This window comes from Ruminococcus sp. RTP21484sp1_RTP21281st1_A8_RTP21281_210402 (genome assembly GCF_040914025.1).
In the GTDB taxonomy this organism is placed as follows: Bacteria; Bacillota; Clostridia; order Lachnospirales; family Lachnospiraceae; genus Blautia_A; species Blautia_A faecis.
This window is the reverse complement of record NZ_JBCPGE010000026.1, coordinates 1-24,209: the sequence shown is the minus strand read 5'-3', so window position 1 is coordinate 24,209 and position 24,209 is coordinate 1. Positions and strand designations below refer to the sequence as shown.

The 24,209-nt window shown below is 43.2% G+C and carries 25 protein-coding genes and 2 tRNA genes; 19 read left to right on the top strand and 8 right to left on the bottom strand.

What is annotated here, in order from left to right; translation table 11 throughout:
• Window positions 1-287: 287 nt before the first annotated feature.
• From rpmJ to AB5170_RS13040, 11 genes are all read left to right on the top strand, one after another.
• The gene (gene rpmJ, locus AB5170_RS13090; RefSeq protein WP_003022746.1) at window positions 288-401 is read left to right on the top strand and encodes a 50S ribosomal protein L36; all 114 of its coding nucleotides are present in this window, start codon (window positions 288-290) and stop codon (window positions 399-401) included.
• Window positions 402-700: 299 nt separating this feature from the next.
• Window positions 701-1,069, top strand: coding sequence for a 30S ribosomal protein S13 (gene rpsM / locus AB5170_RS13085; RefSeq protein WP_173771783.1), 369 nt, complete (start codon window positions 701-703; stop codon window positions 1,067-1,069).
• A 57-nt stretch (window positions 1,070-1,126) separates the two neighbouring features.
• Window positions 1,127-1,522 carry a 30S ribosomal protein S11 gene (gene rpsK / locus AB5170_RS13080; protein WP_148461639.1) on the top strand — a complete coding sequence of 132 codons (396 nt, stop codon included), beginning with the start codon at window positions 1,127-1,129 and terminating at the stop codon, window positions 1,520-1,522.
• 22 nt (window positions 1,523-1,544) lie between these two features.
• Window positions 1,545-2,138, top strand: a complete 594-nt coding sequence (rpsD, locus tag AB5170_RS13075; RefSeq protein ID WP_118581181.1) for a 30S ribosomal protein S4 — start codon at window positions 1,545-1,547, stop codon at window positions 2,136-2,138.
• A 54-nt stretch (window positions 2,139-2,192) separates the two neighbouring features.
• Window positions 2,193-3,152 (top strand): DNA-directed RNA polymerase subunit alpha, encoded by a 960-nt coding sequence (locus AB5170_RS13070; RefSeq protein ID WP_118581178.1) that lies wholly within the window; start codon window positions 2,193-2,195, stop codon window positions 3,150-3,152.
• Between the two features lie 110 nt (window positions 3,153-3,262).
• On the top strand, window positions 3,263-3,799 hold the full coding sequence (locus AB5170_RS13065; protein ID WP_118581175.1) for a bL17 family ribosomal protein: 537 nt from the start codon (window positions 3,263-3,265) through the stop codon (window positions 3,797-3,799).
• Between the two features lie 83 nt (window positions 3,800-3,882).
• The gene (locus AB5170_RS13060; RefSeq protein WP_148461638.1) at window positions 3,883-4,737 is read left to right on the top strand and encodes a phosphatidylinositol-specific phospholipase C/glycerophosphodiester phosphodiesterase family protein; all 855 of its coding nucleotides are present in this window, start codon (window positions 3,883-3,885) and stop codon (window positions 4,735-4,737) included.
• Window positions 4,738-4,862: 125 nt separating this feature from the next.
• Window positions 4,863-6,200 carry a Mur ligase family protein gene (locus AB5170_RS13055; RefSeq protein ID WP_118581169.1) on the top strand — a complete coding sequence of 446 codons (1,338 nt, stop codon included), beginning with the start codon at window positions 4,863-4,865 and terminating at the stop codon, window positions 6,198-6,200.
• Window positions 6,197-6,922, top strand: coding sequence for a type 1 glutamine amidotransferase (locus tag AB5170_RS13050; RefSeq protein WP_173769315.1), 726 nt, complete (start codon window positions 6,197-6,199; stop codon window positions 6,920-6,922). Before AB5170_RS13055 ends, AB5170_RS13050 begins: the two co-directional genes overlap by 4 nt.
• A gap of 104 nt (window positions 6,923-7,026) precedes the next feature.
• On the top strand, window positions 7,027-7,671 hold the full coding sequence (locus tag AB5170_RS13045; protein WP_118581163.1) for a WYL domain-containing protein: 645 nt from the start codon (window positions 7,027-7,029) through the stop codon (window positions 7,669-7,671).
• A 63-nt stretch (window positions 7,672-7,734) separates the two neighbouring features.
• Window positions 7,735-9,201, top strand: a complete 1,467-nt coding sequence (locus tag AB5170_RS13040; protein WP_173769314.1) for a substrate-binding domain-containing protein — start codon at window positions 7,735-7,737, stop codon at window positions 9,199-9,201.
• 83 nt (window positions 9,202-9,284) lie between these two features.
• Here the strand turns inward: AB5170_RS13040 and AB5170_RS13035 are convergent, their stop codons facing one another.
• A complete protein-coding gene (locus AB5170_RS13035; protein ID WP_118581157.1) occupies window positions 9,285-9,857 on the bottom strand; it encodes a xanthine phosphoribosyltransferase in 573 nt (190 codons plus the stop codon).
• Window positions 9,858-10,097: 240 nt separating this feature from the next.
• On the opposite strand from AB5170_RS13035, the gene AB5170_RS13030 reads away from it, so the two are divergent.
• Window positions 10,098-10,325 (top strand): hypothetical protein, encoded by a 228-nt coding sequence (locus AB5170_RS13030; RefSeq protein ID WP_118581326.1) that lies wholly within the window; start codon window positions 10,098-10,100, stop codon window positions 10,323-10,325.
• Between the two features lie 8 nt (window positions 10,326-10,333).
• On the opposite strand, the gene AB5170_RS13025 is transcribed toward AB5170_RS13030, so the two are convergent.
• Window positions 10,334-10,477 carry a DUF6783 domain-containing protein gene (locus AB5170_RS13025; RefSeq protein ID WP_325064533.1) on the bottom strand — a complete coding sequence of 48 codons (144 nt, stop codon included), beginning with the start codon at window positions 10,475-10,477 and terminating at the stop codon, window positions 10,334-10,336.
• Here AB5170_RS13025 and AB5170_RS13020 point away from each other — a divergent pair.
• The 3 genes from AB5170_RS13020 (at window position 10,418) to AB5170_RS13010 (ending at window position 11,930) form a co-directional block, all read left to right on the top strand.
• Complete coding sequence (locus tag AB5170_RS13020; protein ID WP_308768419.1) at window positions 10,418-10,582, top strand: DUF6783 domain-containing protein; 165 nt, start codon at window positions 10,418-10,420, stop codon at window positions 10,580-10,582. The two genes, AB5170_RS13025 and AB5170_RS13020, sit on opposite strands and share 60 nt — an antisense overlap.
• Before the next feature lie 162 nt (window positions 10,583-10,744).
• Window positions 10,745-11,074: a metal-sensing transcriptional repressor gene (locus AB5170_RS13015; RefSeq protein WP_118581323.1), complete on the top strand. Its 330-nt coding sequence runs from the start codon at window positions 10,745-10,747 to the stop codon at window positions 11,072-11,074.
• A 25-nt stretch (window positions 11,075-11,099) separates the two neighbouring features.
• The gene (locus AB5170_RS13010; RefSeq protein WP_118581151.1) at window positions 11,100-11,930 is read left to right on the top strand and encodes an Mrp/NBP35 family ATP-binding protein; all 831 of its coding nucleotides are present in this window, start codon (window positions 11,100-11,102) and stop codon (window positions 11,928-11,930) included.
• 116 nt (window positions 11,931-12,046) lie between these two features.
• On the opposite strand, the gene AB5170_RS13005 is transcribed toward AB5170_RS13010, so the two are convergent.
• Both AB5170_RS13005 and AB5170_RS13000 read right to left on the bottom strand, forming a co-directional pair.
• A complete protein-coding gene (locus AB5170_RS13005) occupies window positions 12,047-13,135 on the bottom strand; it encodes a class II aldolase/adducin family protein (RefSeq protein ID WP_173771781.1) in 1,089 nt (362 codons plus the stop codon).
• Window positions 13,136-13,213: 78 nt separating this feature from the next.
• Window positions 13,214-14,125, bottom strand: a complete 912-nt coding sequence (locus AB5170_RS13000; protein WP_173716311.1) for a LysR family transcriptional regulator — start codon at window positions 14,123-14,125, stop codon at window positions 13,214-13,216.
• Window positions 14,126-14,444: 319 nt separating this feature from the next.
• On the opposite strand from AB5170_RS13000, the gene AB5170_RS12995 reads away from it, so the two are divergent.
• The 3 genes from AB5170_RS12995 to AB5170_RS12985 all read left to right on the top strand — a co-directional run bounded on the left by AB5170_RS12995 (window position 14,445) and on the right by AB5170_RS12985 (window position 20,161).
• Window positions 14,445-18,242, top strand: coding sequence for a phosphoribosylformylglycinamidine synthase (locus AB5170_RS12995; RefSeq protein ID WP_173771779.1), 3,798 nt, complete (start codon window positions 14,445-14,447; stop codon window positions 18,240-18,242).
• A gap of 268 nt (window positions 18,243-18,510) precedes the next feature.
• Window positions 18,511-19,020: an RNA polymerase sigma factor gene (locus AB5170_RS12990; protein ID WP_173771777.1), complete on the top strand. Its 510-nt coding sequence runs from the start codon at window positions 18,511-18,513 to the stop codon at window positions 19,018-19,020.
• Window positions 19,013-20,161 (top strand): hypothetical protein, encoded by a 1,149-nt coding sequence (locus AB5170_RS12985; protein ID WP_173771774.1) that lies wholly within the window; start codon window positions 19,013-19,015, stop codon window positions 20,159-20,161. Before AB5170_RS12990 ends, AB5170_RS12985 begins: the two co-directional genes overlap by 8 nt.
• A gap of 82 nt (window positions 20,162-20,243) precedes the next feature.
• On the opposite strand, the gene AB5170_RS12980 is transcribed toward AB5170_RS12985, so the two are convergent.
• The 4 genes from AB5170_RS12980 to AB5170_RS12965 form a co-directional block, all read right to left on the bottom strand.
• Window positions 20,244-21,791: a hypothetical protein gene (locus tag AB5170_RS12980; protein ID WP_173773707.1), complete on the bottom strand. Its 1,548-nt coding sequence runs from the start codon at window positions 21,789-21,791 to the stop codon at window positions 20,244-20,246.
• Between the two features lie 52 nt (window positions 21,792-21,843).
• A complete protein-coding gene (locus AB5170_RS12975) occupies window positions 21,844-22,536 on the bottom strand; it encodes a hypothetical protein (protein ID WP_173772893.1) in 693 nt (230 codons plus the stop codon).
• Window positions 22,537-22,603: 67 nt separating this feature from the next.
• Window positions 22,604-22,677, bottom strand: a tRNA-Met gene (locus AB5170_RS12970).
• An 18-nt stretch (window positions 22,678-22,695) separates the two neighbouring features.
• Window positions 22,696-22,768: transfer RNA gene (locus AB5170_RS12965), tRNA-Val, on the bottom strand.
• A 468-nt stretch (window positions 22,769-23,236) separates the two neighbouring features.
• Here AB5170_RS12965 and rhaD point away from each other — a divergent pair.
• A complete protein-coding gene (gene rhaD / locus AB5170_RS12960) occupies window positions 23,237-24,070 on the top strand; it encodes a rhamnulose-1-phosphate aldolase (RefSeq protein WP_118578371.1) in 834 nt (277 codons plus the stop codon).
• Window positions 24,071-24,209 lie beyond the last annotated feature (139 nt).

Below are 24,209 nucleotides of genomic sequence, written 5' to 3'. Positions count from 1 at the left end.
ATTCGTTAATAGCAAATTCGGATTAATGAATATAAAACTCCTGTGCCTGGGGAAAAATCTCCTATGGTACAGGAGTTTCTTCTATTATAGAAGAAACTGAACACAGAAAAAATATTTCAAACTTCAGGAAACTAAAAAAATTAGAAAAATGTAAAAAAAATTTAAAAAACTGCTTGCATTTTGTAGACCATAATGCTACAATACAATGCGGACGCGCTTGTACGTGTGTATAACTGCGCCCTAAACTGCAGATTTTAATGCTATATTTTACGGAAGGAGGATTTCCAGTGAAAGTAAGATCATCTGTAAAACCGATCTGCGAGAAATGCAAGGTCATTAAGAGAAAAGGTTCTATCAGAATTATCTGTGAGAATCCAAAGCACAAACAGCGTCAGGGTTGATTGATCCATTGTTTGTGAATGCGGCTGCAGGTGAAACACCCGGATGGGTTGTATCATCTGACATATAATGAACTAAGCATGTATTGCCTAATACCGGAGGCAACGTTGGCCCGTTGGCCGCAAATTTCGGAAAGGCTGCGAATCGCCAAAAGCAGCTGGGTGTTATACCGAGGCACCCCAATTAGGAACTAAGAATTAAGAAAGAGTGCGTATGGATGCATCCCATTTCACCTTGTATCTGATACAAGTGATGTACGAAGACGCAGAACTTTCAGTAAAGAAAATGGAGGAAACAGTACATGGCTCGTATAGCTGGTGTAGACTTACCAAGAGAGAAAAGAATCGAAATCGGTCTTACCTATATTTATGGTATCGGAAGACCAAGTGCAGACAAAATCCTTGCTCAGGCAAATGTAAATTCTGACACACGTGTCAGAGACCTGACTGATGATGAAGTTAAAAGACTTCAGGCTGTCATTGATGAGACAATGATGGTAGAAGGTGATCTTCGTAGAGAAATCGCCCTGAACATTAAGAGACTGCAGGAAATCGGATGCTACAGAGGAATCCGTCATCGTAAAGGACTTCCGGTTCGTGGTCAGAAGACCAAGACCAATGCTAGAACACGCAAGGGTCCGAAGAGAACAGTAGCAAATAAGAAGAAATAATTCAGTATCCTAACTATAAATTTTGATTGATTAAGGAAAGCGTAGGTTAGTTTTAAAATGGCAAAAACAACTAAAAAAACGACAACAAAACGTCGTGTCAAGAAAAACGTTGAACACGGACAGGCACATATCCAGTCTTCTTTTAACAACACAATTGTTACTCTGACTGACAACGAAGGAAACGCTCTTTCATGGGCAAGTGCCGGCGGTCTGGGATTTAGAGGTTCAAGGAAATCTACTCCTTATGCAGCACAGATGGCAGCTGAGACTGCAACAAAGGCTGCTTTAATTCATGGATTAAAAACAGTAGACGTAATGGTTAAAGGACCAGGATCAGGTCGTGAGGCTGCTATCCGTGCCCTTCAGGCATGCGGTCTTGAAGTAACAAGTATCCGTGACGTAACTCCGGTTCCGCACAACGGATGCCGTCCACCAAAACGTAGAAGAGTCTAATTGAATTAGGAGGTAAGCCAAGATGGCAGTAGATAGAACACCGGTCCTGAAAAGATGTAGATCCCTTGGAATGGATCCAATTTATTTAGGAATTGATAAAAAATCCACAAGACAGTTAAAACGTGCAAACCGTAAAGTATCTGAGTACGGTCTTCAGTTAAAAGAAAAACAGAAAGCAAAATTCATTTATGGCGTTCTGGAGAAACCTTTCCGTAACTACTACAAGAAAGCCGACAGAATGAAAGGTCAGACTGGTGAGAACCTGATGATCATGCTTGAGACAAGACTTGACAATGTTCTTTTCCGTATGGGATTTGCAAGAACAAGAAAAGAAGCTCGTCAGATCGTTGACCACAAGCACGTTCTTGTAAACGGAAAATGCGTTAACATTCCTTCTTATCTCGTAAAAGCTGGCGACAGCATCGAGATCAAAGAGAAATGCAAAGGTTCTGAGAGATACAAAGGAATCCTTGAGGTAACAGGCGGAAGACTTGTTCCGAACTGGCTTGAGGCTGACCAGGAGAATCTTAAGGGCGTTGTAAAAGAGCTTCCTACAAGAGAAGAAATTGACGTTCCTGTAAACGAGATGCTTATCGTCGAGTTGTACTCCAAATAATGAGCCCTGATAATACCCTCAATTGCATACAACCCAGAAGGAGGGAAATTTATAGTGTTTGATTTTAATAAACCAAAAATCGAAATTACCGAGATATCTGAAGATAAAAAATTTGGAAGATTCGTTGTAGAACCTCTTGAAAGAGGTTACGGTACTACACTTGGCAATTCTCTTAGAAGAATTATGCTGTCCTCCCTGCCGGGAGCTGCAGTAAGTCAGGTTAAGATCGATGGTGTTCTTCATGAATTCAGCTCCATCCCTGGAGTAAAAGAAGACGTGACAGAGATCATCATGAATCTTAAGAGTCTTGCAATTAAGAATAACAGTGCTGACAATGAGCCGAAGACCGCATACATTGAGTGTGAGGGCAAAGGTGTTGTGACAGCTGCTGATATTCAGGCAGATCAGGATATCGAGATCATGAATCCGGATCAGGTAATCGCTACCTTAAACGGTGGTAAGGATTGCAGACTTGCAATGGAACTTACCATTACAAAAGGCCGCGGATATGTGAGTGCGGATAAGGGCAAATCAGATGACATGCCAATCGGTGTAATTGCAGTTGATGCAATCTACAGCCCGGTTGAGAGAGTCAATATGGTTGTGCAGAATACACGTGTGGGTCAGGTTACAGACTTTGATAAACTGACACTTGATGTATACACAAATGGCACGCTGGATCCTGATGAGGCAGTAAGCCTTGCAGCAAAGGTATTAAGCGAGCATTTAAGCCTTTTCATTGACCTTTCCGAGAATGCAAAGACCGCTGAGGTTATGATCGAGAAAGAAGACAATGAGAAAGAGAAAGTTCTTGAAATGAGCATTGATGAGCTTGAGCTTTCAGTTCGTTCTTACAACTGTCTGAAGAGAGCAGGCATCAATACTGTTGAGGAGCTTTGCAATAAGACTTCTGACGACATGATGAAAGTACGTAACCTTGGACGTAAGTCTTTAGAGGAAGTACTTGCCAAGTTGAAAGAGCTGGGCTTACAGCTTCAGCCAACAGAAGAGTAAGATAACCATAAAGGTATCGCGTAAGATTATTACAGTGGGGATTTGCTAAGCAGCAGCCCAGTAAGACCGAACAAGCGTGGACTGCTGTCCCACAGATGGAGGAAAATTAAATGGCAAAATATAGAAAATTAAGCAGAACAGCTGACCAGAGAAAAGCTCTGTTAAGAAACCAGGTTACAAATCTGTTATACAATGGAAAAATTGTTACAACAGAAGCTAAAGCTAAAGAGATCCGTAAGATCGCTGAAGGCCTTGTAGCTATGGCTGTTCGCGAGAAAGACAACTTTGAGACTGTTACTGTAACAGCTAAAGTTGCAAGAAAAGACGCTGAAGGCAAGAGAGTGAAAGAAGTTGTAGACGGTAAGAAGAAAACTGTTTACGATGAAGTTGAGAAGCAGATCACAAAAGATGCTCCATCCAGACTTCACGCTCGTCGTCAGATGATGAAAGTGTTCTACCCGGTTAAAGAAGTTCCGGCTAAGGGCGCTGGCAAGAAGAAAAACACCAAAGATGTAGATATGGTTAAGAAGATGTTCGAGGAAATCGCACCAAAATACGCTAACCGTAACGGTGGATACACCAGAATCGTTAAGATTGGACAGCGTAAAGGTGATGGCGCTATGGAAGTGCTCATCGAGCTGGTTTAATCCGAAACAGAATTACTGATCATAAGAAAAGAGATATTTACGTTTCGTAGATATCTCTTTTTTCTTAATTTAGGGATACCAATGTGAGAAAGTTACTTTTATTAATAGAAATTTGTTTGTTAGCCTGGCTTTTGACAGGCTCCGCCCGGTACGAAGCGAAAAAAGAAATTCCAGTGAATACACCGGAATTTGACTGGGAAAATTACAATATTATAACGCATGCTCTGGGTGGGATTGACGGTCTCACATACTTAAATTCCAGAGAAAGCTTTATCAATTATTATGATAAAGGCTGCCGCCTGTTTGAGGTGGATCTGACGCAGACCAGTGATGGAGTATGGGTGTGTCGCCATAACTGGAAAGAGTCTCTTGGACAATGGAAAGGAGAAGAACGAAAAGTTCTATCCTCAGAAGAATTTTTAAATACGCCTATATATGGGAAATACACCCCTATGACCTTTGAAGACCTTCTGAAACTGCTGGACGAATATCCGGATGCATTTGTAATGATAGATTCCAAACAATATTCTGTCCGCAATTACCAGCGTACTCTTGAGGATTATGCACAGTACAGGGAAATCTCTATAAAAGCTGGCATCGAGCATACGCTTAAACAGATCATCCCGGAAATATACAATTCAGCCATGTATCCTGGAACAGCACTTTTGTATAAATTTCCTGCATATATCTATTCTCTGTGGCAGGAATATACCACAGAAGAATTGAACGATATTGCAGAATTCTGTCAAACCAATAAAATCATGGCTGTAACCATTTATCGTGACTACTGGTCCGAAGAAGTGCAGAAAATTTTTGACGAACGGGACATTTTGGTATATATTTATACCATAAATGACAAAGAGGAAGCCAGAAGATATCTGGCGAATGGGGCGCAAGGTGTCTGTACAGATGTACTGATCACAGATAACCTGAATTAAGCTGCACTGTCTAATTATATAACATACGAAAATAATACTTGAAAAGGACTGCCATTCATTGGCTCATTCATAATTGCTTTTTGAGCTTTACCCTGTGAATAGTAGTGAAAAAGGATTAAATACACATGAAAATCAGAACAATGGCTGCTGTTTTTGCAGCGAAATCTGCAGGCTTTATATGCAGGAAAATGGGACGCCAGGGAGTGACCTGGGCGGGCAAGATCGCATTAAAGATCAATCCTGACATCCTGGAAGATCTTTCTTCTCAGGTGCGAAAGAAAATATTTGTGACCTGTGGAACCAACGGTAAGACAACCACCAACAACATGCTCTGCGCTGCCCTTGAAAATGAAGGGCAGAAAGTAGTCTGCAATCACACCGGTTCTAACATGTTAAACGGCGTTGTAGCAGCTTTTGTGCTGGCTGCCGGACCTACAGGCAGGCTGGATGCAGATTACGCCTGCATTGAGGTAGACGAGGCTTCTACCCGCCATGTATTTCCAGGCCTGAAGCCGGACTACATGCTTCTGACTAATTTGTTCCGCGACCAGCTGGACCGCTACGGTGAAATTGATATTACCATGAACATTCTGGAAGAGATGATCCGCACAGTACCGAAAATGCAGGTAATCGTAAATGCGGATGATGCGCTTTCGGCGTATCTTGCTATGGACAGCGGCAATCCGTACATCACATATGGAATCAGTAAGCCTGTCCAGAAGAGCGCGGCAAACGAGATACGGGAAGGACGTTTTTGTAAAAAGTGTGGTGCCAGGCTGGAATACAGTTTTTACCACTATAGTCAGCTGGGGGATTACAAGTGCCCATCCTGTGGCTTTGCAAGACCGGAAATCAAATATGATGCCCATGATGTAAAGGTTGGTGATCAACTGTCCTTTCAGGTGGAGGATAAGCACCTTACAGCCAATTACAAAGGCTTTTATAATGTATATAATATTCTGGCTGCTTATGCCGGGCTGCGTACAGCTGGATTTTCCGGAGAGCATTTCCAGAATATGCTTCAGAAATTTAATCCGGAAAATGGTCGTATGGAACAGTTCCGTATTAAAGGCACTGGTGTTATGCTGAACCTTGCAAAGAATCCTGCCGGTTTTAACCAGAATATTTCCGCAGTTATGCAGGATAAAACACAGAAAGATATTATTATCACCATCAACGACAATGCACAGGATGGAACAGATATTTCCTGGCTCTGGGATGTGGATTTTGACCTTCTGGGCGATGCAAGCATTCATTCCATTACAGTCAGCGGTATCCGCTGCCAGGATATGCGCCTCCGGATGAAATATGTGGACATTCCGGTTATGCTTGAGGAAAATGTGGAAACAGCGATCCGAAAAAGGATTGAAGACGGCGTAGGCAATCTCTACGTTCTGGTAAACTACACTGCATTATTCAGCACTCATAATATTCTTAAGAAAATGGAGGGAGAAAAGGAATGAAACTGACAATCGGACATTTATATCCTGATCTCCTGAACCTGTATGGAGACAGAGGAAATATCCAGTGCCTTATGAGACGCTGCCAGTGGCGTGGAATTGAGGCAGAGACCATTGCTTTTGAACTGGGTGACAAGATTGATTTTTCCAGACTGGATATTGTGCTACTGGGCGGTGGTTCCGACAGGGAGCAGATGCTGGTTTGTGAGAAACTGAAGGAAATTCAGCCGGATTTTAAGAAATATGTGGAAGATGGAGGCGTAGTTATCGCTATCTGCGGTGGTTACCAGCTTCTTGGAAAATATTATAAGACAGATCAGGGAACCATTACAGGGCTTGACCTGGTAGATCTTTACACCGAACAGGGAGAGGGACGTCTGATCAGCAATATTGTGCTGAAAAGCGACCTTTTTGATATGCCTGTGGTTGGATTTGAGAACCATGGAGGAAGAACCTGTATTAATAACTGCAAGCCTCTGGGAAAAGTACTCTATGGATCTGGAAATGATGGAAAAACAGGCTATGAGGGTGTGGTTTACAAGAATTTGATCGGAACGTACCTTCACGGTCCGCTTCTTCCCAAGAACCCGCAGCTGGCAGACTGGCTGATCGCACATGCTCTTGAGCAGAAATATGGAAAGGAAGTCCAGCTTGCGCCGCTGGATGATACAGAAGAGAAGGCAGCAAATGATTACGTATATCATCGCTTTGTAAAAGAGAACTGATACAAACAAGCTCCAAAGCCTGTTTGAAAATCATTCCTGCCTTGCAGAAAGCCTTTTTTCAAACACGCTCTGGGATATGTACAGATAAAAATAAGGGGAACGATATGGCAAAAGGAATCAATCAAAAAGGGAAAATCCTTTATCTTGAAAAAATATTGAGAGAGACCAGTGAAACACATCCGTGCACTATGCAGGAAATTATCGGAAGACTTCAGGAAAACGGAGTCAGTGCTGAGCGAAAAAGTATTTATGACGATATGGAAGTGCTGAGAAGCTTTGGCATGGACATTAAGTTTAAAAGAGGAAAGTATACCGGATATTATGTTGCCGGAGAAGCTGCCGCAGAGAGCGTAAATACATCCACTACAGAAATGAATGGTGCAAATCCGGAAGACTCTGCAAAAAACAGTGCTGGAGCAGAGAATGAAGGCAGTGCATTTTCCAATGAGGCTCACAAAAAAGCGAAAAATTCCTGGCTGCTTCCACCGTCAGATTCTGAGGAGGATAAACCGGTGAAGCTTCTTTGCAGAAATAAGAAAAAGAAAGAAGTCATGGCAGCACTTGGAAATTATGCCCAGTACAAGGAGAAAGAAGAGGATACTTTCGTTGCTGCAGTGCAGGTGGATGAGACCTCTGAGTTTTACGGATGGCTTACAGGCATGGGGAAAGATGTAATCCTTATGAAGCCTAAGAAGTCAGTTCAGGCTTACCGTGATTATCTGAAGGGAATCCTGAAAGAATATAAGTAAGAATACTATTTGAAAAAGCTTGAAAATAGAGAATGATATGAAGTTACATAGAAAGGAATTTTTATGAAAAAGCAAATTGCAGGACTTCTTACCGGACTTCTGGTGTGCAGTGCTTTTCTCACAGGCTGTGGTAAAAATGAAGCCACCGAGGCTGTAAAAGAGAGCGTTGAGGACGAAAATGAGGGCACTGGAGACACGAAGGACGCTGACAGCAAAAAGGATACGAATAGAAAGTCCGATAAACAGGACAGTGATAAAAGTGATGAAAATTCAGAAGAAAGTGAGACAACTGAAGCCCCGGAGGAAAATCTTGATAAGGTGGGGGTTCTGCTTCCGGAAGAGGGAGAGGATATCAACAGCAGTCTGGAGCGTACAGAACTGAAATCACGTCTGGAAGAGGCAGGTTATGAAGCTGCTATGTATTTTGCCGGGGACGATTCTGACACCCAGGCAGAACAGATCAGGGAGCTTCTTCAGGATGAGAAACTGAAAGCACTGGTAATTTCACCTGTTGATCCATATGGTCTTACAGATGTACTGGAAGAGGCTTCTGAGCTCTCAATTCCGGTGATTGACTATGACAATCTGATCATGGATACGCCCAACGTGAAATATTTTGTCACTTTTAATATGCGTGCAATTGGAAAAGAGATTGCCAAAAATATTGTAGAGAAAGAAGAACTGGATAAAGTCCGGGAAGACAGAGGTGCCCGTACCATAGAGTTTCTTATGGGCTCTCCGGATGATGACGCCTCGTTATTCCTGTTTAACGGAATAATGGAGGTTCTGCAGGAGTATATTGACGATGGTACCCTGATTTGCCGTTCCGGCCGTGTGACTTTTGATGAAACCAGCATTATGGATCAGAATACAGATACTGCGAAGAAGCAGCTGAAATCTGAGATAGACGAATTTTATTCTCTGGAGAAAACTCCGGATATTATCTGCACTGCTTCTGATGATTTTGCTCTGGCAGCTCTGGAGCTTCTGGAAAAAGAGCAGCTCCAGCCTGGTGATGAGAACTGGCCTCTGATCACAGGTGTAAATGCAGATGCAGATGCTGTTAAAAGTGTGGCAGAAGAAAAAATCGGTTTTACAGTCATGATGGATCGCCGGGATCTGGCAGAAGCACTGACGAAGCTGGTGGAAACCTACCTGAATGGGGATGACGTTGATATCAATAATTATTCCCAGTATGATAATGGTGTGAAGATCATTGGAACGGTTACCTGTGATGGAAAGCTGATCGATAAGGATAATTATCAGATTCTTGTGGATAATGGATTCTATCTGGCAGAAATGATCGCGCCGGAAGCCTCTCCTATGCCTGTTCCCGAGGAAGTAAGTCCGACACCGGAAGTGACAGTGACGCCGGAGGCGAGTCTTACACCGGAAGGTGGTGAGCCTGAGAAAAAGAGCCAGGTAATTCCAAAGGATGAGCCTGAAGTGAGCACAGAAGAAGTTCCGGCTGTAAAGGATGGAGAAAACCAGGAGAGCAATAGCAAGCTGCAGAGTAGTGGAAAAGCATAAAACGGAAGTAAAATGAAAATACGTAAGTAAAATGAAAATACCAGTAATCGTTTGGTGATTACTGGTATTTTTGCTCCTAAAAATTAATCGCGGAAGGTTAGGGAATCATCTGTCATGGAATCAATGATAGCCAGAGATTCCAGACGGACACCCATATCACGGATCTGTTGTCCGCCGTGCTGGAAGCCCTTCTCAATTACGATTCCGGCACCTTCAAGAGTAGCTCCGGATTTCTTTACAATATCGATCAGTCCGAGAAGAGCACAGCCATTTGCAAGGAAATCATCAATAAGAAGTACGTGATCCTCCGGACTAAGGAACTTCTTGGAAATAATAACATCATAAACTTTCTTATGGGTAAAGGATTCAATCTTGGTGCAGTACATCTCGCCGTCCAGGTTTACACTCTGGGATTTCTTGGCAAATACTACAGGAACATGAAAATACTGTGCTGCAATACAGGCAATGCCAATACCGGAAGCTTCAATAGTGAGGATCTTGGTGATGGGGCAGTCTGAGAAACGCGCCTTAAACTCCTTACCAATCTCATTGATCAGGTCAATGTCCATCTGGTGGTTCAGGAAACTGTCTACCTTTAATATATTGCCTGGTTTCACAACGCCATCTTTCAGAATACGTTCTTTTAAAAGCTGCATGGCTATATCTCCTTTTCGCTTCATGTCGTTTCGATTTTAGTATTTCTATGATACGACATTCTCTGAAGAAGTTCAATTATTTTTGACAAAAAAGTACAAAATATCTATAATGAAATTAATTTATGGAAAAAGGATTAGCTTTATTGTGAAAAACATCTGCAGTCAGCCGGATAAACAGTAATGCAAATGCGGGAGATGACAAAGGAGCAGATAGTTTTACAAAAAAGAGCAGGTGAGAATATGAAAGAGTATGAAGTAATCTGGGAAATTTTCAACAAATGCCCCAGGAATCAGATGCGGGATGTGTTTGTAGATGAGGTGGAGATAGAAGACCCGGAAGAATATGTAAAGAATAAATTTAAGGGAAAAGAAGTAACCTATGAGAAGACGGTTCTGGAAGATGGCACCATCATATTTGACATCCAGACCTCCCAGATCAAACAGAGATGTTCCTTTACGGAAATATAAGCTGCAGGTCACGAAGCGGATTTTAAGCTACTGCTTACAACAACGACCTTAGAGCATGTTTGAAAAAGACTTTCCGCAAGATGTGCGTCACAATTTGTGGGAGATTTTGTCCGGATGAGGGCGCCGTAGCGGGCTACGGCAACCGAATTCAGACAAAATATACCGCAAAGTGGGGCGTGCAGATTGCGGGAATGATTTTTCAAACAGGCTCTAAGGCATATTTTTTAATACAATCATCAGAAATAGTGCATATTTAAGGGAAGTATGTTATAATAAACGGACGTGCTTCAAAAGAATTACACCAGTCAGAAACCATCCACAGAACACTGTTGGATATGCGAAATGGTTGGCAAATACAGGAGGATGACATGATAGAAGAACATTTAGAGAACCACCTGCATGAAGGCGAGGAAGAGCATATGCATACCCATGTTCTGGAAGATGGCACCACTGTCATGCATTCCCATGGAGAACACGGACATCACCACAGTCATGCACAGACCAAGGCTGTACTGAACCGGCTTTCCCGTGCAATCGGGCACCTGGAATCCATCAAACGTATGGTGGAAGACGGCCGGGACTGCAGCGAAGTGCTGATCCAGCTTTCCGCAGTGAAATCTGCTATTAATAATACAGGCAAGATTATTTTACAGGATCACATTGAACACTGTATTGTGGATGCGGTAGAGCATGGAGACAAGGACGCCATCAAGGAACTGGAACGTGCAATTGACAGGTTTATGAAATAAATAAGGAAAAAGGAGATAGATAAAAATGGCAAAAGAATGTGACAGCAAGACTTGCGACAAATCAAGCTGTGAAGGCTGTGCCAGCAAGAAAAATCCGCAGAGCATGCAGGCTGCAATGAATGCAATGTCCAATGTAAAGCATGTGATCGGTATTGTAAGTGGTAAAGGCGGCGTTGGAAAATCCTTCGTGACAGCATCTCTTGCAAACAGAATGGCAAAGAAAGGCTATAAAGTAGGAATCCTTGACGCAGACATTACCGGACCATCCATCCCGAAAATGTATGGCCTGAAAGGCGCTGCCCAGGCAAACGACAGCGGTATTTTCCCTATGGAGACCAAAAACGGAATCAAGGTTATGTCCATTAACCTGCTTCTTCCAACTGAGGACACTCCGGTAATCTGGCGGGGACCGATCCTTGGCAACATGGTAAAACAGTTCTGGACAGATGTTATCTGGGGTGATGTAGATTACCTGTTCGTAGATATGCCACCAGGAACAGGAGACGTTCCGCTGACTGTATTCCAGTCCCTTCCGATTCAGGGAATCGTGATCGTAACCTCTCCACAGGATCTTGTAAGCATGATCGTGAAGAAGGCATACAATATGGCTGGAATGATGAAGGTGCCGGTTCTGGGCCTTGTAGAGAACTACAGCTATGTGAAATGTCCAGACTGCGGCAAAGAACTGAAAGTATTTGGCGAAAGCCACATTGACGAGATTGCCGCATCCCTGAATGTTCCGGTTCTTGGCAAAATGCCAATCGACCCGGCCTATGCAGCCAAGGTTGACGAGGGCGCCTTTGATGAGATCGATAATCCGTATATTGAAGCAGCAGATGGAGTTCTGCCACAGTAAGAGGCTGGGAGCACTATAGAAAAACACACAAATTGTGGCGAACATTTTGCAAAAAAAGATTCTGTGTAAAAACAAGATTGTAACATCCTGTTTTTACCAGAATCTTTTTCTTTTCTTTATTTCTTACTGCGGTAAGCCTCTGCTTCCCAATGGGTAATGAAATAAGTGATCTCATCTGTCATCTGAAGCGGACCGCCGAAGCTTTCTGCATAGACAGCAAGCTTGATGGCATCCTTAGCAAGAAGCTGAGCCTTGGCAGCTTTCCCCTTGTCATCTTCCATAATAAATGCACCAACGCCCTGAACCAGGATCAGTCTTGGTTCTTTATCATTTTCAGCCATAAATGCATCCAGTGCTTCTTTTGCCTGATCAATGTTTTCAACAAATAACGGATATGGACCGCAATATACAATGTGATCAGGGGTGAATGGTTTCAGAAGCGGTGCGGCAGCTTCTTTATTTTTTACAAAATTATCTGCTTCAGCAGCCGGTACAACCTCTACAGCATGTCCGAGCAGCTGGGAAAGCTTCTGTGCAGCAGCCTCTTTTTCAGGGGTAACAGCATCACTGACGTCAGCTGTTCGTTTTACCTGTTTTTCAAGGGTGGAGATCACGCCATCAAATAAAACACCAATCTCTTCTACGGTATTTGCAGCTACGAAAATACCGTGATTCTGAAGCAGAAGAACCTGAACATCTTTTCCAAATTCTTCTTTATAAGCGTTCATTTTCTCATAACAGATACGTGCAAGAGTGTATCCTGGTTTACAGATGTCGATCCAGAGAACCTCTTTTCCAAGAAGCTGCTCGGAAAGTGCCTTTGCGCCATTGCCGCAGGTCAGACCGTTTACAAGAGTAGGATGAACATGCAGTACATAGGTATATGCAAATAAATTGTGGAGTAATGCTTCCACGCTTGGACGCTTGGTCTTATCTGCATCTGTTACTGCCGCCATTACATCTGCAAGATAGGCAGCTTCACGCTCTGTGTCATTTCCCGGATACTCTGTTTTCATGATCTCATTGAGACGGGCGCGGCTCATCTCAACGAATTCCTCTGCCTTAATGGTGGCAAGCTGTGTACCGGAGCCCTTTACATACAGTGTGGTTTCATCTTTGACAGAAGTATTTCCACCGCCTGCAAGAACGTAAGCAGGATTGCTTCCGTAAGTGTTTGACATTTTTACCAAAGTTGAAAGATCCATAAAATTTAATACCTCCCATTGTTTTTTTCATACATCTACATTGTACATGATATGGTAATATTTAGCTATCAAAATATGCTAAAAAGAAGTAGTTTTTGTGCTTTTTGATGAAAAATAGTCAAAAAACTTCTGGGCAGCCTGGGATAAGGGAAGGCTTTCGTGATATACAAGGGCCAATTGTCTGGGCGGAAGCTGCTGCTTCAGGCTGACCTCTATCAGAGAGGTTTCCTGTCCCCGTAAAGAAGCCAGCATGTAATCCGGAACACAGGCAATTCCAAGACCAATGCGTGCCAGATCAATAAGCAGATCATTGCTGTTAAGCTCAACCTCCGGAATCAGATTCTGTCTGTGGGATGCAAAAAACTGATGAAGATATTCACTTGTTGTGCTTTTGGACGAAAGGGTGAGAAGAGGATATTCCATCAGCTTCTTTATTTCCAGGGCTTTTCCTTCAAGTGGAAAGAAGTCCGGATTGGCAACAAAAATATCCCGAAATTCTTTTACCATCTGTACTTTTGTGTGTGCGGTAAGCCGGGAATTGGGAAGATTGCTTACGATCAGGTCCACCTGACGGTTTTCCAGAAGCTCCACGCAGCCCATGGAGGTGCTGTTTGTGACCTTGATCCGCACTCCGGGATAATCCTGATGAAAGCGCTTCAGGTAGTCAATCAGAAAGTACCGGCAGATGGTATCGCTTGCCCCTATCCGAAGCTGCCCCTGAAGTCTGTCTTCCTCAAGAAGCTGTGCCTCTCCCTGGGAAAGCATTTCCAGGGCCGGTTTGACATGCTGGAAAAGTATTTCTCCCTCAGGGGTAAGGGAAACCTTCTTGGTGCTTCGGAAAAACAGTTCCCGTCCCAGCTTTTTTTCCAGAGCCTTGATTCCCTGGCTTACTGCAGACTGGGAAATGAACAGCTGGCGGGAGGCTTCAGAGAAGCTTAAGGTGGTGGCAACGTAGTAAAAGCATTTGTATAATTCAAGATTGATATCCATATATAAATCCTCCAAAATCAAACTCGTTACTGTCCACTCCGTGACCAGTAACACGCTTCGCGATGCACAGAAAGACGAACCTTCTTGTGACAAGCACAAGAAGTAGCTCTGCTATGACTGATGTGCCTTGTTTATTTACATATAGAAGTAATAGTAATAAAAAATATAAGATATATTAATTTTACTTATGACAAAACCTATGATACTATAATAAACGAAAATGTGCAAGAATGGCTGCAGTTTTGCGCAGTCATCCAATTTTTTCAAAATGAAAAAGCACACCACACTATGATTTCACATTCACGAAAGGAGTTTTCCAATGAGTAACGTAAGACGAGTATACGTAGAAAAGAAACCATCCTTTGCCGTAAAAGCCAAAGAACTGAAGCATGAGATCAGCTCTTATCTGGGCATTAAGACTGTAACAAACGTGCGGGAACTGATCCGCTATGACGTAGAGAATATTTCTGATGATGTATTTGAAAAAGCATGCCATACCGTATTTGCCGAGCCTCCGGTAGATGACCTTTATCTGGAGAAATTCGAGGCAGCAGATGGCGCACATGTTTTTTCTGTAGAATTCCTTCCTGGACAGTTTGACCAGAGAGCCGATTCCGCTGTACAGTGCGTGCAGTTCCTGGACGAAAATGCACAGCCAATCATCCGTTCAGCAACTACTTATGTGATCGAAGGTGACATTACAGAGGAAGAATTCGAGGCAATCAGGAATCACTGCATTAACCCTGTAGATTCCCGTGAAACAGGCCTTCAGAAGCCGGAAACACTGGTTACAGAGTTCAAAGACCCGGAAGATGTTAAGATCTTCGATGGCTTCCGCGATATGGAAGAAGCACCATTAAAGGAGCTTTACAGCTCCTTGAACCTTGCTATGACATTCAAGGATTTCCTTCATATCCAGAACTATTTTAAGAACGAGGAGAAGCGTGATCCATCCATGACCGAGATCCGTGTTCTGGATACTTACTGGTCTGACCATTGTCGTCATACCACATTCTCCACTGAGCTTACACAGGTGAAATTCGACGAGGGTGATTATAAAACTCCTATCGTTGATACCTATAACAGATATCTTTCCGACAGAGAAGTCCTTTATAAGGGACGGGACGACAAATTCGTCTGCCTGATGGATCTTGCTCTTATGGCTATGAAGAAACTGAAATCCGAAGGCAAGCTTCAGGATCAGGAAGAGTCCGACGAGATCAATGCCTGCAGTATTGTAGTGCCGGTTGATGTAAATGGAAAAGAAGAGGAATGGCTGATCAACTTCAAGAATGAGACACATAACCATCCGACAGAAATCGAGCCATTTGGTGGTGCAGCTACCTGCCTTGGCGGTGCAATCCGTGACCCGCTTTCCGGACGTACTTATGTATATCAGGCAATGCGTGTAACAGGAGCAGCAGATCCTACTGTTTCCGTAAAAGAGACTTTGAAAGGCAAGCTTCCGCAGAAGAAACTGGTTCGTGGCGCAGCTCACGGCTACAGCTCCTACGGTAACCAGATCGGTCTTGCTACCGGCTATGTAAAAGAAATCTATCATCCGAACTACGTTGCAAAACGTATGGAGATCGGTGCAGTTATGGGTGCGGCTCCAAGACGTGCAGTTATCCGTGAGAATTCTGATCCGGGAGATATCATCATCCTTCTTGGAGGACGTACCGGACGTGACGGTATCGGTGGTGCTACCGGTTCCTCCAAAGTACATACAGAGGCTTCTATCGAGGTCTGCGGCGCTGAGGTACAGAAAGGAAATGCACCTACAGAGCGTAAGATCCAGCGTATGTTCCGTCGTGAGGAAGTCAGCTATATTATTAAGAAATGCAACGACTTCGGTGCAGGCGGTGTATCCGTAGCAATCGGAGAGCTGGCACCTGGTCTTCAGATCGACCTGGACAAAGTTCCAAAAAAATATGCAGGTCTTGATGGTACTGAGATCGCAATTTCCGAGTCCCAGGAGCGTATGGCAGTTGTTGTTGCTCCGGAAGACGTAGAGAAATTCCTTGGTTTTGCAAACGAAGAGAACCTGGAAGCAGTTCCGGTTGCAGTTGTAACAAAAGAGCCAAGACTGGTGCTTTCCTGGAGAGGAAAAGAGGTTGTAAATATTTCCCGTGCATTCCTTGATACCAACGGTGCACATCAGGAGACAACTGTAGAAGTTGAAATTCCGAATAAAGAGGGCAACCTTTTTGAAGAGCGTCCGGACGTAGCGGATGTAAGAGAAAAATGGCTCTCCACACTGGCAGACTTAAATGTATGCTCCCAGAAGGGGCTTGTAGAGATGTTTGACAGCTCCATTGGTGCAGGAAGCGTTCTTATGCCTTATGGCGGTAAAAATCAGCTTACAGAGACTCAGGCAATGGTTGCAAAGGTACCTGTACAGAATGGAACAACTAATACTGTAACTATGATGAGCTATGGCTTTGATCCATACTTATCCTCCTGGAGCCCATATCACGGAGCTGCTTATGCAGTGACAGAATCTGTTGCAAGAATCGTGGCAGCAGGTGGTGATTATAAGAAGATCCGTTTCACCTTCCAGGAATACTTCCGCCGTATGACAGAGGATCCAAAGAGATGGAGCCAGCCATTTGCAGCACTTCTTGGTGCTTATGCAGCACAGATGGGCTTCGGTCTTCCGTCTATCGGTGGTAAGGACAGTATGTCCGGAACCTTCAATGACATTGATGTTCCGCCAACACTGGTTTCCTTTGCAGTGGATGTTGCCAAGCTTCAGGATGTGATTACACCAGAGCTGAAAAAGGCTGGAAACAAACTGGTATGGCTTCGCGCTCCGAAAGATCAGTACGATTTACCGGACTATGCGGCAATTATGGATCAGTACGAGAAATTACACAATGACATGCAGGCAGGCAAAGTGGTTTCCGCTTATGCACTTGACCGTCACGGCATTGCTGCAGCTGTCAGCAAGATGGCATTTGGAAATGCAATGGGCGTGAAGATTGAGCATAACCTGGATCCAAGAGACTTCTTTGCACCAGGCTTCGGTGATCTGGTTCTGGAGGTTCCGGCTGAAAAGGTTGGTCAGCTTTCCATCACATACACCGTGATCGGTGAAGTAACAGCTGATGGCAAATTCTCCTACGGAAATGCTGAGATTACACTGGATGAGGCTTACAAGGCATGGACAGGTACTCTGGAGAAGGTCTTTAAGACAACCTCTGGTGAAGAAAACGATGGACCAGTTGCTATGGCTGTAAAGACAGCAGATCCGGAAGCAACCTATGAGAATGGTATTTATAATACAAAGAATATTTATGTCTGCAAGCATAAAGTAGCAAAACCTCGCGTATTCATTCCTGTATTCCCAGGAACAAACTGTGAGTACGACAGTACAAAGGCATTCGAGAGAGCCGGAGCTGAGGTAGACGTTAAGGTATTTAAGAACTTAAGTGCAGAGGATATCCGTGATTCTGTGGAAATATTTGAGAAATCCATTGATCAGGCACAGATGATCATGTTCCCAGGCGGCTTCTCCGCTGGTGATGAGCCAGACGGTTCTGCGAAATTCTTTGCAACTGCCTTCCAGAATGCAAAGATCAAAGAGGCAGTTATGAAGCTGTTAAATGAGAGAGATGGTCTTGCACTTGGTATCTGTAACGGATTCCAGGCGCTGATCAAGCTGGGACTTGTTCCATACGGCGAGATCTGCGGACAGAAAGAGGATTCTCCTACACTGACCTATAACACCATCGGACGTCATATTTCTAAGATGGTTTACACAAAGGTTGTAAGCAACAAGTCTCCATGGCTGCAGAAAGCGGCTCTTGGCGGTGTATACTGCAACCCGGCTTCCCACGGTGAGGGACGCTTCGTAGCAAACGATGAATGGCTTACCAAGCTTCTTGCAAACGGTCAGGTAGCTACCCAGTATGTAAATCCAAACGGAGAGCTGGATCAGTCCGAAGAATCCAACATCAATGGTTCTACATACAACATTGAGGGTATCACAAGCCCGGATGGACGTGTCCTTGGTAAGATGGCACACAGCGAGCGTCGCGACAATGGCGTTGCAATCAACATCTATGGACAGCAGGATATTCAGATCTTTGAGTCTGGTGTTGAGTACTTCAAATAAATAAGTAAATAGGATTATAGGAGCTGGCATTTGTGAGTGAATAAATTGCAAATGCCAGCTTTTTCTATATTTATTAAAAATCTCCGACCGTGTAAAATATTACACATATCTAATATTCTTGTTTTTATGCTTAGTATTCACTCATCATGGGCGAAAAATTATATTCGATGAAATATTCTCCCTGCCTTTTCCATCTAATGTATGTAAAAGGAAATACAGCAATATATTTCGTGTACTGCAGAACACAAAAAAAGGAGCGAAAACCCTTATGGAAAATTTGGTGAAAAAGGCAAAAGCCGGAGATTCCGGTGCATTTGCACAGCTCATCCGGATGAATACCCAGAGCATGTACAAAGTAGCCTGGGCCTATCTGAAGAATGACGAAGATGTGGCAGATGCCATACAGGAAACGATTTTAAAGTGTTATGAGAAGCTTTCCACTTTAAAAAAGGATTCTTACTTCAAAACCTGGATGATTCGGATCCTGATCAATAACTGCAATGAAATGCTTCGGCACAAAGGCCGCGTTTTTCCTACGATGGAAATGGAAGAGGGAATCTTCGAGGAACCTGGCTATGTAGATTGTGAATGGAAGGAAATCCTGGCATCCCTGGATGAGAAGTACCAGGTGGTGATGCTTTTGTATTACAGCAAATCCCTTAGTGTAAAGGAAATTGCCGCTCTTCTGGAAATCAGCCAGAATACAGTGCTTACAAGGCTCTCCAGAGCCAGAAAACAGCTTCGTGCAGAGTATGAAGGAGGATATATTCATGGATGATAAATTGTTTGATGTTTTTTCAGAAGAAACAGAAGTGCCGGAATGTGTGCTCAGGCGTGTAAATGAGACCTTGGAAATGATAGAGAATTCGGCAGAGTCTAATAGAGGGTATCAGAAAGAAGAAAAAACGGGAAAAGTAATAAATGGCACTGACAGAATGGGAAAAATTGGTACACGGAAAAACTGGAAGCGCAGTTTGATCTTGACATTTGCGGCAGTGATGGTATTTGGTGCCACTGTTTTTGCTGCAGAGAAGTATATAGGCATTTCCGGCTTTTTCCAGGAAGTTGGAAATAAGATGCCGGAAGAAGCCAAGGAGCTGATTGAAAAAGATCCGGTGCAGCAGGAAGATGGAGATTCCATTCTTACTTACACCGTGAAGGAAGCCCTTTGTGATAAAAACAGTGTCCAGGTGGTGGTGGAAGTTACAGCGAAAGAAAGAGGCAAGTATCTTCTGGCAGGACAAGATGCCTTGAATGAGGATCCTGTAAGAAATCTTGGAATTGAAAGTGATAAGACAATAGAAGAATATGCCGCAGAAAAAGGACTGACCATCGTAAAGGTCGGAGCCAGCTTTGATTTTGATTCAGATCTGGGCATTGAAACAGCAGTGGGAAATTATCGAAATCTGGAAGATGATGTAGTAGATTTCTATTCTTCCGCGGTAAAGACAAATGAGAGTAAGAATCTTACCGTTTCTTGCATCGGAACTGCCACGCTTCCTGATGCTAAGTGCGTTGATGATGTGATGCGTACAAACATTACTTTTCAGCTGGAAGATAAGAGCCAGGGGAAAAGTATGACCTATGTGCCTGTGGATGGTGAAGGGATAACTGCAGATGGAAAAGTAAAGATCCTGTCCGCAGATATAGAAGAAACAGAAGTGGGCGATTACGTCACAATCCATTGCATCTTCTTAGAAGAGTGCGACAGTATTTCCCTTGATGTAATGGATCTGAATGGAAATCTGTGGCAGCTTTCCGACCTTGGCGGTGGTTCAGAGGTGGCAGAGTCTGGAAAAGAAGCCACCTTCCAGAGAAGCTATCAGAAAACGGACCTTGCCGACGAAATCGGAATACGGGGATATGACTATGAAACGAATACCACGTATGAGCCGGTAAAAATGAAGCTTAAAAAATAGAATAATCGAAAAAAGTCCCCATTCACTGTTTTTTGCAATTAAAACAGTGGGATGGGGACTTTTTTGATTTGTTAAATTAAGATTATCCGAACTTTCGCATATTACTCAGATCGGAAAAATCAATCATTTTGATTTCTTCAACGTTGCCGGTTGAAGCCATTGGGCAAACGGCGTAGTTTCGCGTCTCATTTCCTATAGTAAGCTTTACCACATAATGCCATATGGACCATGATGGAGAGCCAACCGGATAATCACCAAAGCAATAATGAATATCATCAAATCCACCGACTAATTCAGCGAACTCACCGAGAATTGCCGGTGATGTGCTAGAGTCCCAACGGTAAGTTACAAAAAATGGAGCATTGGGATCTGCTGCCAGAGAGACTGTATGATCGTTATATCTGGTTAAATATTTAAAGCGGCCTGGTTCTCTGAGGTAGGCACTTATAGCGTCCATCTTTTCAAAAGGAGTCATATCGGTAGTTGTAGTTTTGTTAATAATGTCAATCATCCATGCGTTTTTTGCCTGTTCATAATCCAGAACATTTAATGTCACTGTATTTGCAACCGTATAACCTGATAATGAATATTCCCTGAATTCTACAGTGTAGGTTCCTGCTTCGGAAAAATGCACGTATTTGATATAACCGCCTTTTACTTTCTCTAATGAAGTAGTTTCTGAGTCATTGTTTTCTAAAGGAATATCATCAAAGAAACGAGATGAACCACTTCTGTATGCGCTGGTCCGAGAGTCATTTCCATTAAAAATACAGGAAAAAGAGTTCGGATCCGGATTGTCTGTCTTTATAAAAAAAGGTTTGGGACAATCGGTGTAAATATCTGCCTTCTGTTTGTCCAGACCATAAATTTCATATGTATATTTAGCTGGTGCAGTTCCTTCTTTATCGTATGCAGGCAGATCAGCTTTGGGAATCGGTGTGGGTGTAGGAACCGGTGTGGATGTAGGCGTTGGTGTAGGTGTAGGGGTTGCACTTTGGTGGGTACTGTTTGTCTCTCTGTTTGTTGTGCAATGGCCTGTAGAAGACCATTTGGAATAGTATTTTTTTCCTTTAACAGTCATGTAAGTGCGGGTTTGCATATAATATGTAGTCCCGGCACGGAGGCCATTGAGACAAATTGTGTTGTTTTTGTTACCTTTGACTGTTATAGTTTTTGCATTTTTTAGTTTTGAATTAGTGGCATAGCGCAGCTGGTAACCACTGGTCTGGGAGGTTTGTCTTTTTACTACTACAGTTGCAGTTGCTGTTTTTGCATAGATATTCATTATCTGGGCTTTCGGCGGTAAAATAACAAACTGTTTTTTAGCAGTGCCGGTATAAGTGCCTTTTCCAATAATCTGAACCGTGTAAGTTCCTACTTTTTTGCAGCCTTTAGAGTACTTTACAATATAGTTTTTCTTTTCCTTCAAGACTTTTCCTTTATAAGTTACTCTTACTTTTGGACGCTGTACCTTTTTATTATAGGTAAGCTTTGTGGCTGATAATTTAATCCTGGTATTTTTCACATTTACCCTTGCTGCGGCAAATACCTGGCTTGAACTGCAAAACAGAAGCAGTAAAATAATGAGGCAGAGGTGAATCTGCCGGTGTAGATGATGATTTTTTTTCATGGCTTTTTACTCCTTTTATATGATAAGTTTATTGGGTTTTGTAAAAATATAACTATTTATGACCAGACCGTAGCAGCCATTTCTGATCGATTTTTTTCACTTCATCATCAGCAAACCGGATATGCAGTCTGACAGAATTGGAAAGCTGTACGACTTCCTCTACAGTACCTTCTCCGAATTTGGGATGAGTTACTACATCATTTACCTGGAATTTGACTTCGCTATGTTTGGCGCTTTTGTAGGCCTGTTCACGACGGTAGGTGTCCCGGATGGGAACTGTCTTGTCGTGAATAGGGTTTTTCAGAGCTTTGTCATAATCGTGCTTCAGAAGGCTTTCTCCGATCCTATAATAGGGTGTAGGCGCGGCGCCCACAAGAGAGCAACAGTATTTCCAGGCACTTCCATGCTTTCCTGCCTGCCAGTTGTACTGCGCCGGTATTTTCATATTGTATTGCATATAATGGGCGTATTCGTGCTTATAAAGATCCAGGCGATCCTCTTTGGAAAGAGGCTTCTTTACGGCATAACCAATAAACAGAAGGGAAAAATAGAAGCTTTCTTTTTCGTGAGCAGAAGCCGGGGTATAAGAGCCAAGTACAGCTTCATCGTAACCAAAGCGGATAGGTACAGAAGCCCCCCGAAGACCAAATTTGCGGTCAAGAGTCTGGAACAAAGCGCGAATCTGAGCTTCGTGGATGGTAGTTTCATTATCAAGAAGTTTACGAGTGGATGGGTCAATGTTCATGCAGGTACTCCTTTATGTAAGATCATTGTGGGCAAAAAAAAGATGCTGCAATCTGCAACATCTACAATAGCGAGAGGGGGATTCGAACCCTCGACACCGCGGGTATGAACCGCGTGCTCTAGCCAACTGAGCTATCTCGCCATATTCATTTCATAAGTATGGGGCCTACAGGGCTCGAACCTGTGACCCTCTGCTTGTAAGGCAGATGCTCTCCCAGCTGAGCTAAGACCCCATATACAAACTGTGAAGTATCTTCTCTTCCGCAGCTCGCTTTGCTATTATACTATTAACTGTCGCAAATTGTCAACAACTTTTTTTAATTTTTTCAAAAAAATTTAGAATTATATTTTTTTACTATTTTATTGGAAAAAAAGAAAACTAGAGCCTTTCTCAAACATGCTCTGGAAACAGAAATTTTTATTTTGGGTCCTTATTTGCAAAAAGCGGAAAACAATTTGGCAAGTAAGGTTCTTTCCAAAATGAGAATTGGTGTTATACTGAGTCTGTAAACAAGAAGAGCAAACAAAAGCATACCGGATACCTGCAAGAAGAAAAAGAACGGACGCAGCGTATTCGTATGGTCTCATAAAAAAGAGCTCACAAACATGCCCTGAGATCATAATTGCGATCAGCTGACAATTGTTTTTCCTATTAGGAAACGTCAGTTGGCGATACGAAAAATAGAAGAGGAGAAGATGGTATGAAGATTTTAGATTCCAAATTTATGAAGGGCTTTATTAAAATGGCAGACGATGGTTTCCAGCAGGGCTGGCATGAGAGAAACGGCGGAAACTTAAGCTATCGTCTGAAAGCAGAAGAAGTAGAAATGATCCGTCCACGTCTGAATGCACCAGGCGAGTGGCAGCCTATCGGCACAGAGGTGCCGGGACTTGCAGGAGAGTTTTTCCTGGTAACCGGAAGCGGCAAATATTTCAGAAACATAGCAGTTGACCCGGAAGCCTGTCTTGCAATCATTGAACTGGATGACAAGGGGGTTAATTACAGGATCCGTTGGGGACTGGTAGAAGGCGGCCGCCCAACCAGCGAGCTTCCAACCCACCTTATGAATCATGAGGTAAAAAAGAAGCTTACAAACGGCAGGCATCGTGTTATTTATCACGCACATACAACCAACACCATCGCATTAACCTTTGTTCTTCCACTGGATGACAAGGTATTTACAAGAGAGCTGTGGGAGTCTGCTACAGAATGCCCGGTTGTTTTCCCGGATGGTGTAGGTGTTGTAGGCTGGATGGTACCAGGCGGAAGAGAAATTGCAGTAAAAACAGCGGAGCTGATGAAGAAATATGATGTTGTCATCTGGGCACATCATGGAATGTTCTGCTCTGGTGAAGATTTTGATCTGACCTTTGGCCTTCTCCATACAGTAGAGAAGTCTGCGGAAATCCTGGTGAAGGTAATGTCCATGGCACCGCGTAAGCTTCAGACCATTACTCCTGACGATTTCCGCGCAGTAGCCAAAGACTTTCATGTTACTTTACCGGAAGAATTTCTTTATGAAAAAGAACAGTAAGTAAATTAATATAATAATGTGAGATCTGTCTGTGATGAGAAAATTCACAGGCAGATTTTTTACTTTATAGGAAAGACCGCCTGAGGCGCTCTCTTGAATTGAAAAATGCCCGCACGGAGGCGGGCACGACGACAAGACG

What these genes read in the sequence shown, in the direction of transcription:
- rpsM (WP_173771783.1), top strand. Translation starts at nt 701, where the DNA reads ATGGCTCGTATAGCTGGTGTAGACTTACCAAGAGAGAAAAGAATCGAA.
- rpsK (WP_148461639.1), top strand. Translation starts at nt 1,127, where the DNA reads ATGGCAAAAACAACTAAAAAAACGACAACAAAACGTCGTGTCAAGAAA.
- rpsD (WP_118581181.1), top strand. Translation starts at nt 1,545, where the DNA reads ATGGCAGTAGATAGAACACCGGTCCTGAAAAGATGTAGATCCCTTGGA.
- AB5170_RS13065 (WP_118581175.1), top strand. Translation starts at nt 3,263, where the DNA reads ATGGCAAAATATAGAAAATTAAGCAGAACAGCTGACCAGAGAAAAGCT.
- AB5170_RS13055 (WP_118581169.1), top strand. Translation starts at nt 4,863, where the DNA reads ATGAAAATCAGAACAATGGCTGCTGTTTTTGCAGCGAAATCTGCAGGC.
- AB5170_RS13050 (WP_173769315.1), top strand. Translation starts at nt 6,197, where the DNA reads ATGAAACTGACAATCGGACATTTATATCCTGATCTCCTGAACCTGTAT.
- AB5170_RS13045 (WP_118581163.1), top strand. Translation starts at nt 7,027, where the DNA reads ATGGCAAAAGGAATCAATCAAAAAGGGAAAATCCTTTATCTTGAAAAA.
- AB5170_RS13040 (WP_173769314.1), top strand. Translation starts at nt 7,735, where the DNA reads ATGAAAAAGCAAATTGCAGGACTTCTTACCGGACTTCTGGTGTGCAGT.
- AB5170_RS13035 (WP_118581157.1), bottom strand. Translation starts at nt 9,857, where the DNA reads ATGCAGCTTTTAAAAGAACGTATTCTGAAAGATGGCGTTGTGAAACCA.
- AB5170_RS13030 (WP_118581326.1), top strand. Translation starts at nt 10,098, where the DNA reads ATGAAAGAGTATGAAGTAATCTGGGAAATTTTCAACAAATGCCCCAGG.
- AB5170_RS13015 (WP_118581323.1), top strand. Translation starts at nt 10,745, where the DNA reads ATGCATACCCATGTTCTGGAAGATGGCACCACTGTCATGCATTCCCAT.
- AB5170_RS13010 (WP_118581151.1), top strand. Translation starts at nt 11,100, where the DNA reads ATGGCAAAAGAATGTGACAGCAAGACTTGCGACAAATCAAGCTGTGAA.
- AB5170_RS13005 (WP_173771781.1), bottom strand. Translation starts at nt 13,135, where the DNA reads ATGGATCTTTCAACTTTGGTAAAAATGTCAAACACTTACGGAAGCAAT.
- AB5170_RS13000 (WP_173716311.1), bottom strand. Translation starts at nt 14,125, where the DNA reads ATGGATATCAATCTTGAATTATACAAATGCTTTTACTACGTTGCCACC.
- AB5170_RS12995 (WP_173771779.1), top strand. Translation starts at nt 14,445, where the DNA reads ATGAGTAACGTAAGACGAGTATACGTAGAAAAGAAACCATCCTTTGCC.
- AB5170_RS12990 (WP_173771777.1), top strand. Translation starts at nt 18,511, where the DNA reads ATGGAAAATTTGGTGAAAAAGGCAAAAGCCGGAGATTCCGGTGCATTT.
- AB5170_RS12985 (WP_173771774.1), top strand. Translation starts at nt 19,013, where the DNA reads ATGGATGATAAATTGTTTGATGTTTTTTCAGAAGAAACAGAAGTGCCG.
- AB5170_RS12980 (WP_173773707.1), bottom strand. Translation starts at nt 21,791, where the DNA reads ATGAAAAAAAATCATCATCTACACCGGCAGATTCACCTCTGCCTCATT.
- AB5170_RS12975 (WP_173772893.1), bottom strand. Translation starts at nt 22,536, where the DNA reads ATGAACATTGACCCATCCACTCGTAAACTTCTTGATAATGAAACTACC.
- rhaD (WP_118578371.1), top strand. Translation starts at nt 23,237, where the DNA reads ATGAAGATTTTAGATTCCAAATTTATGAAGGGCTTTATTAAAATGGCA.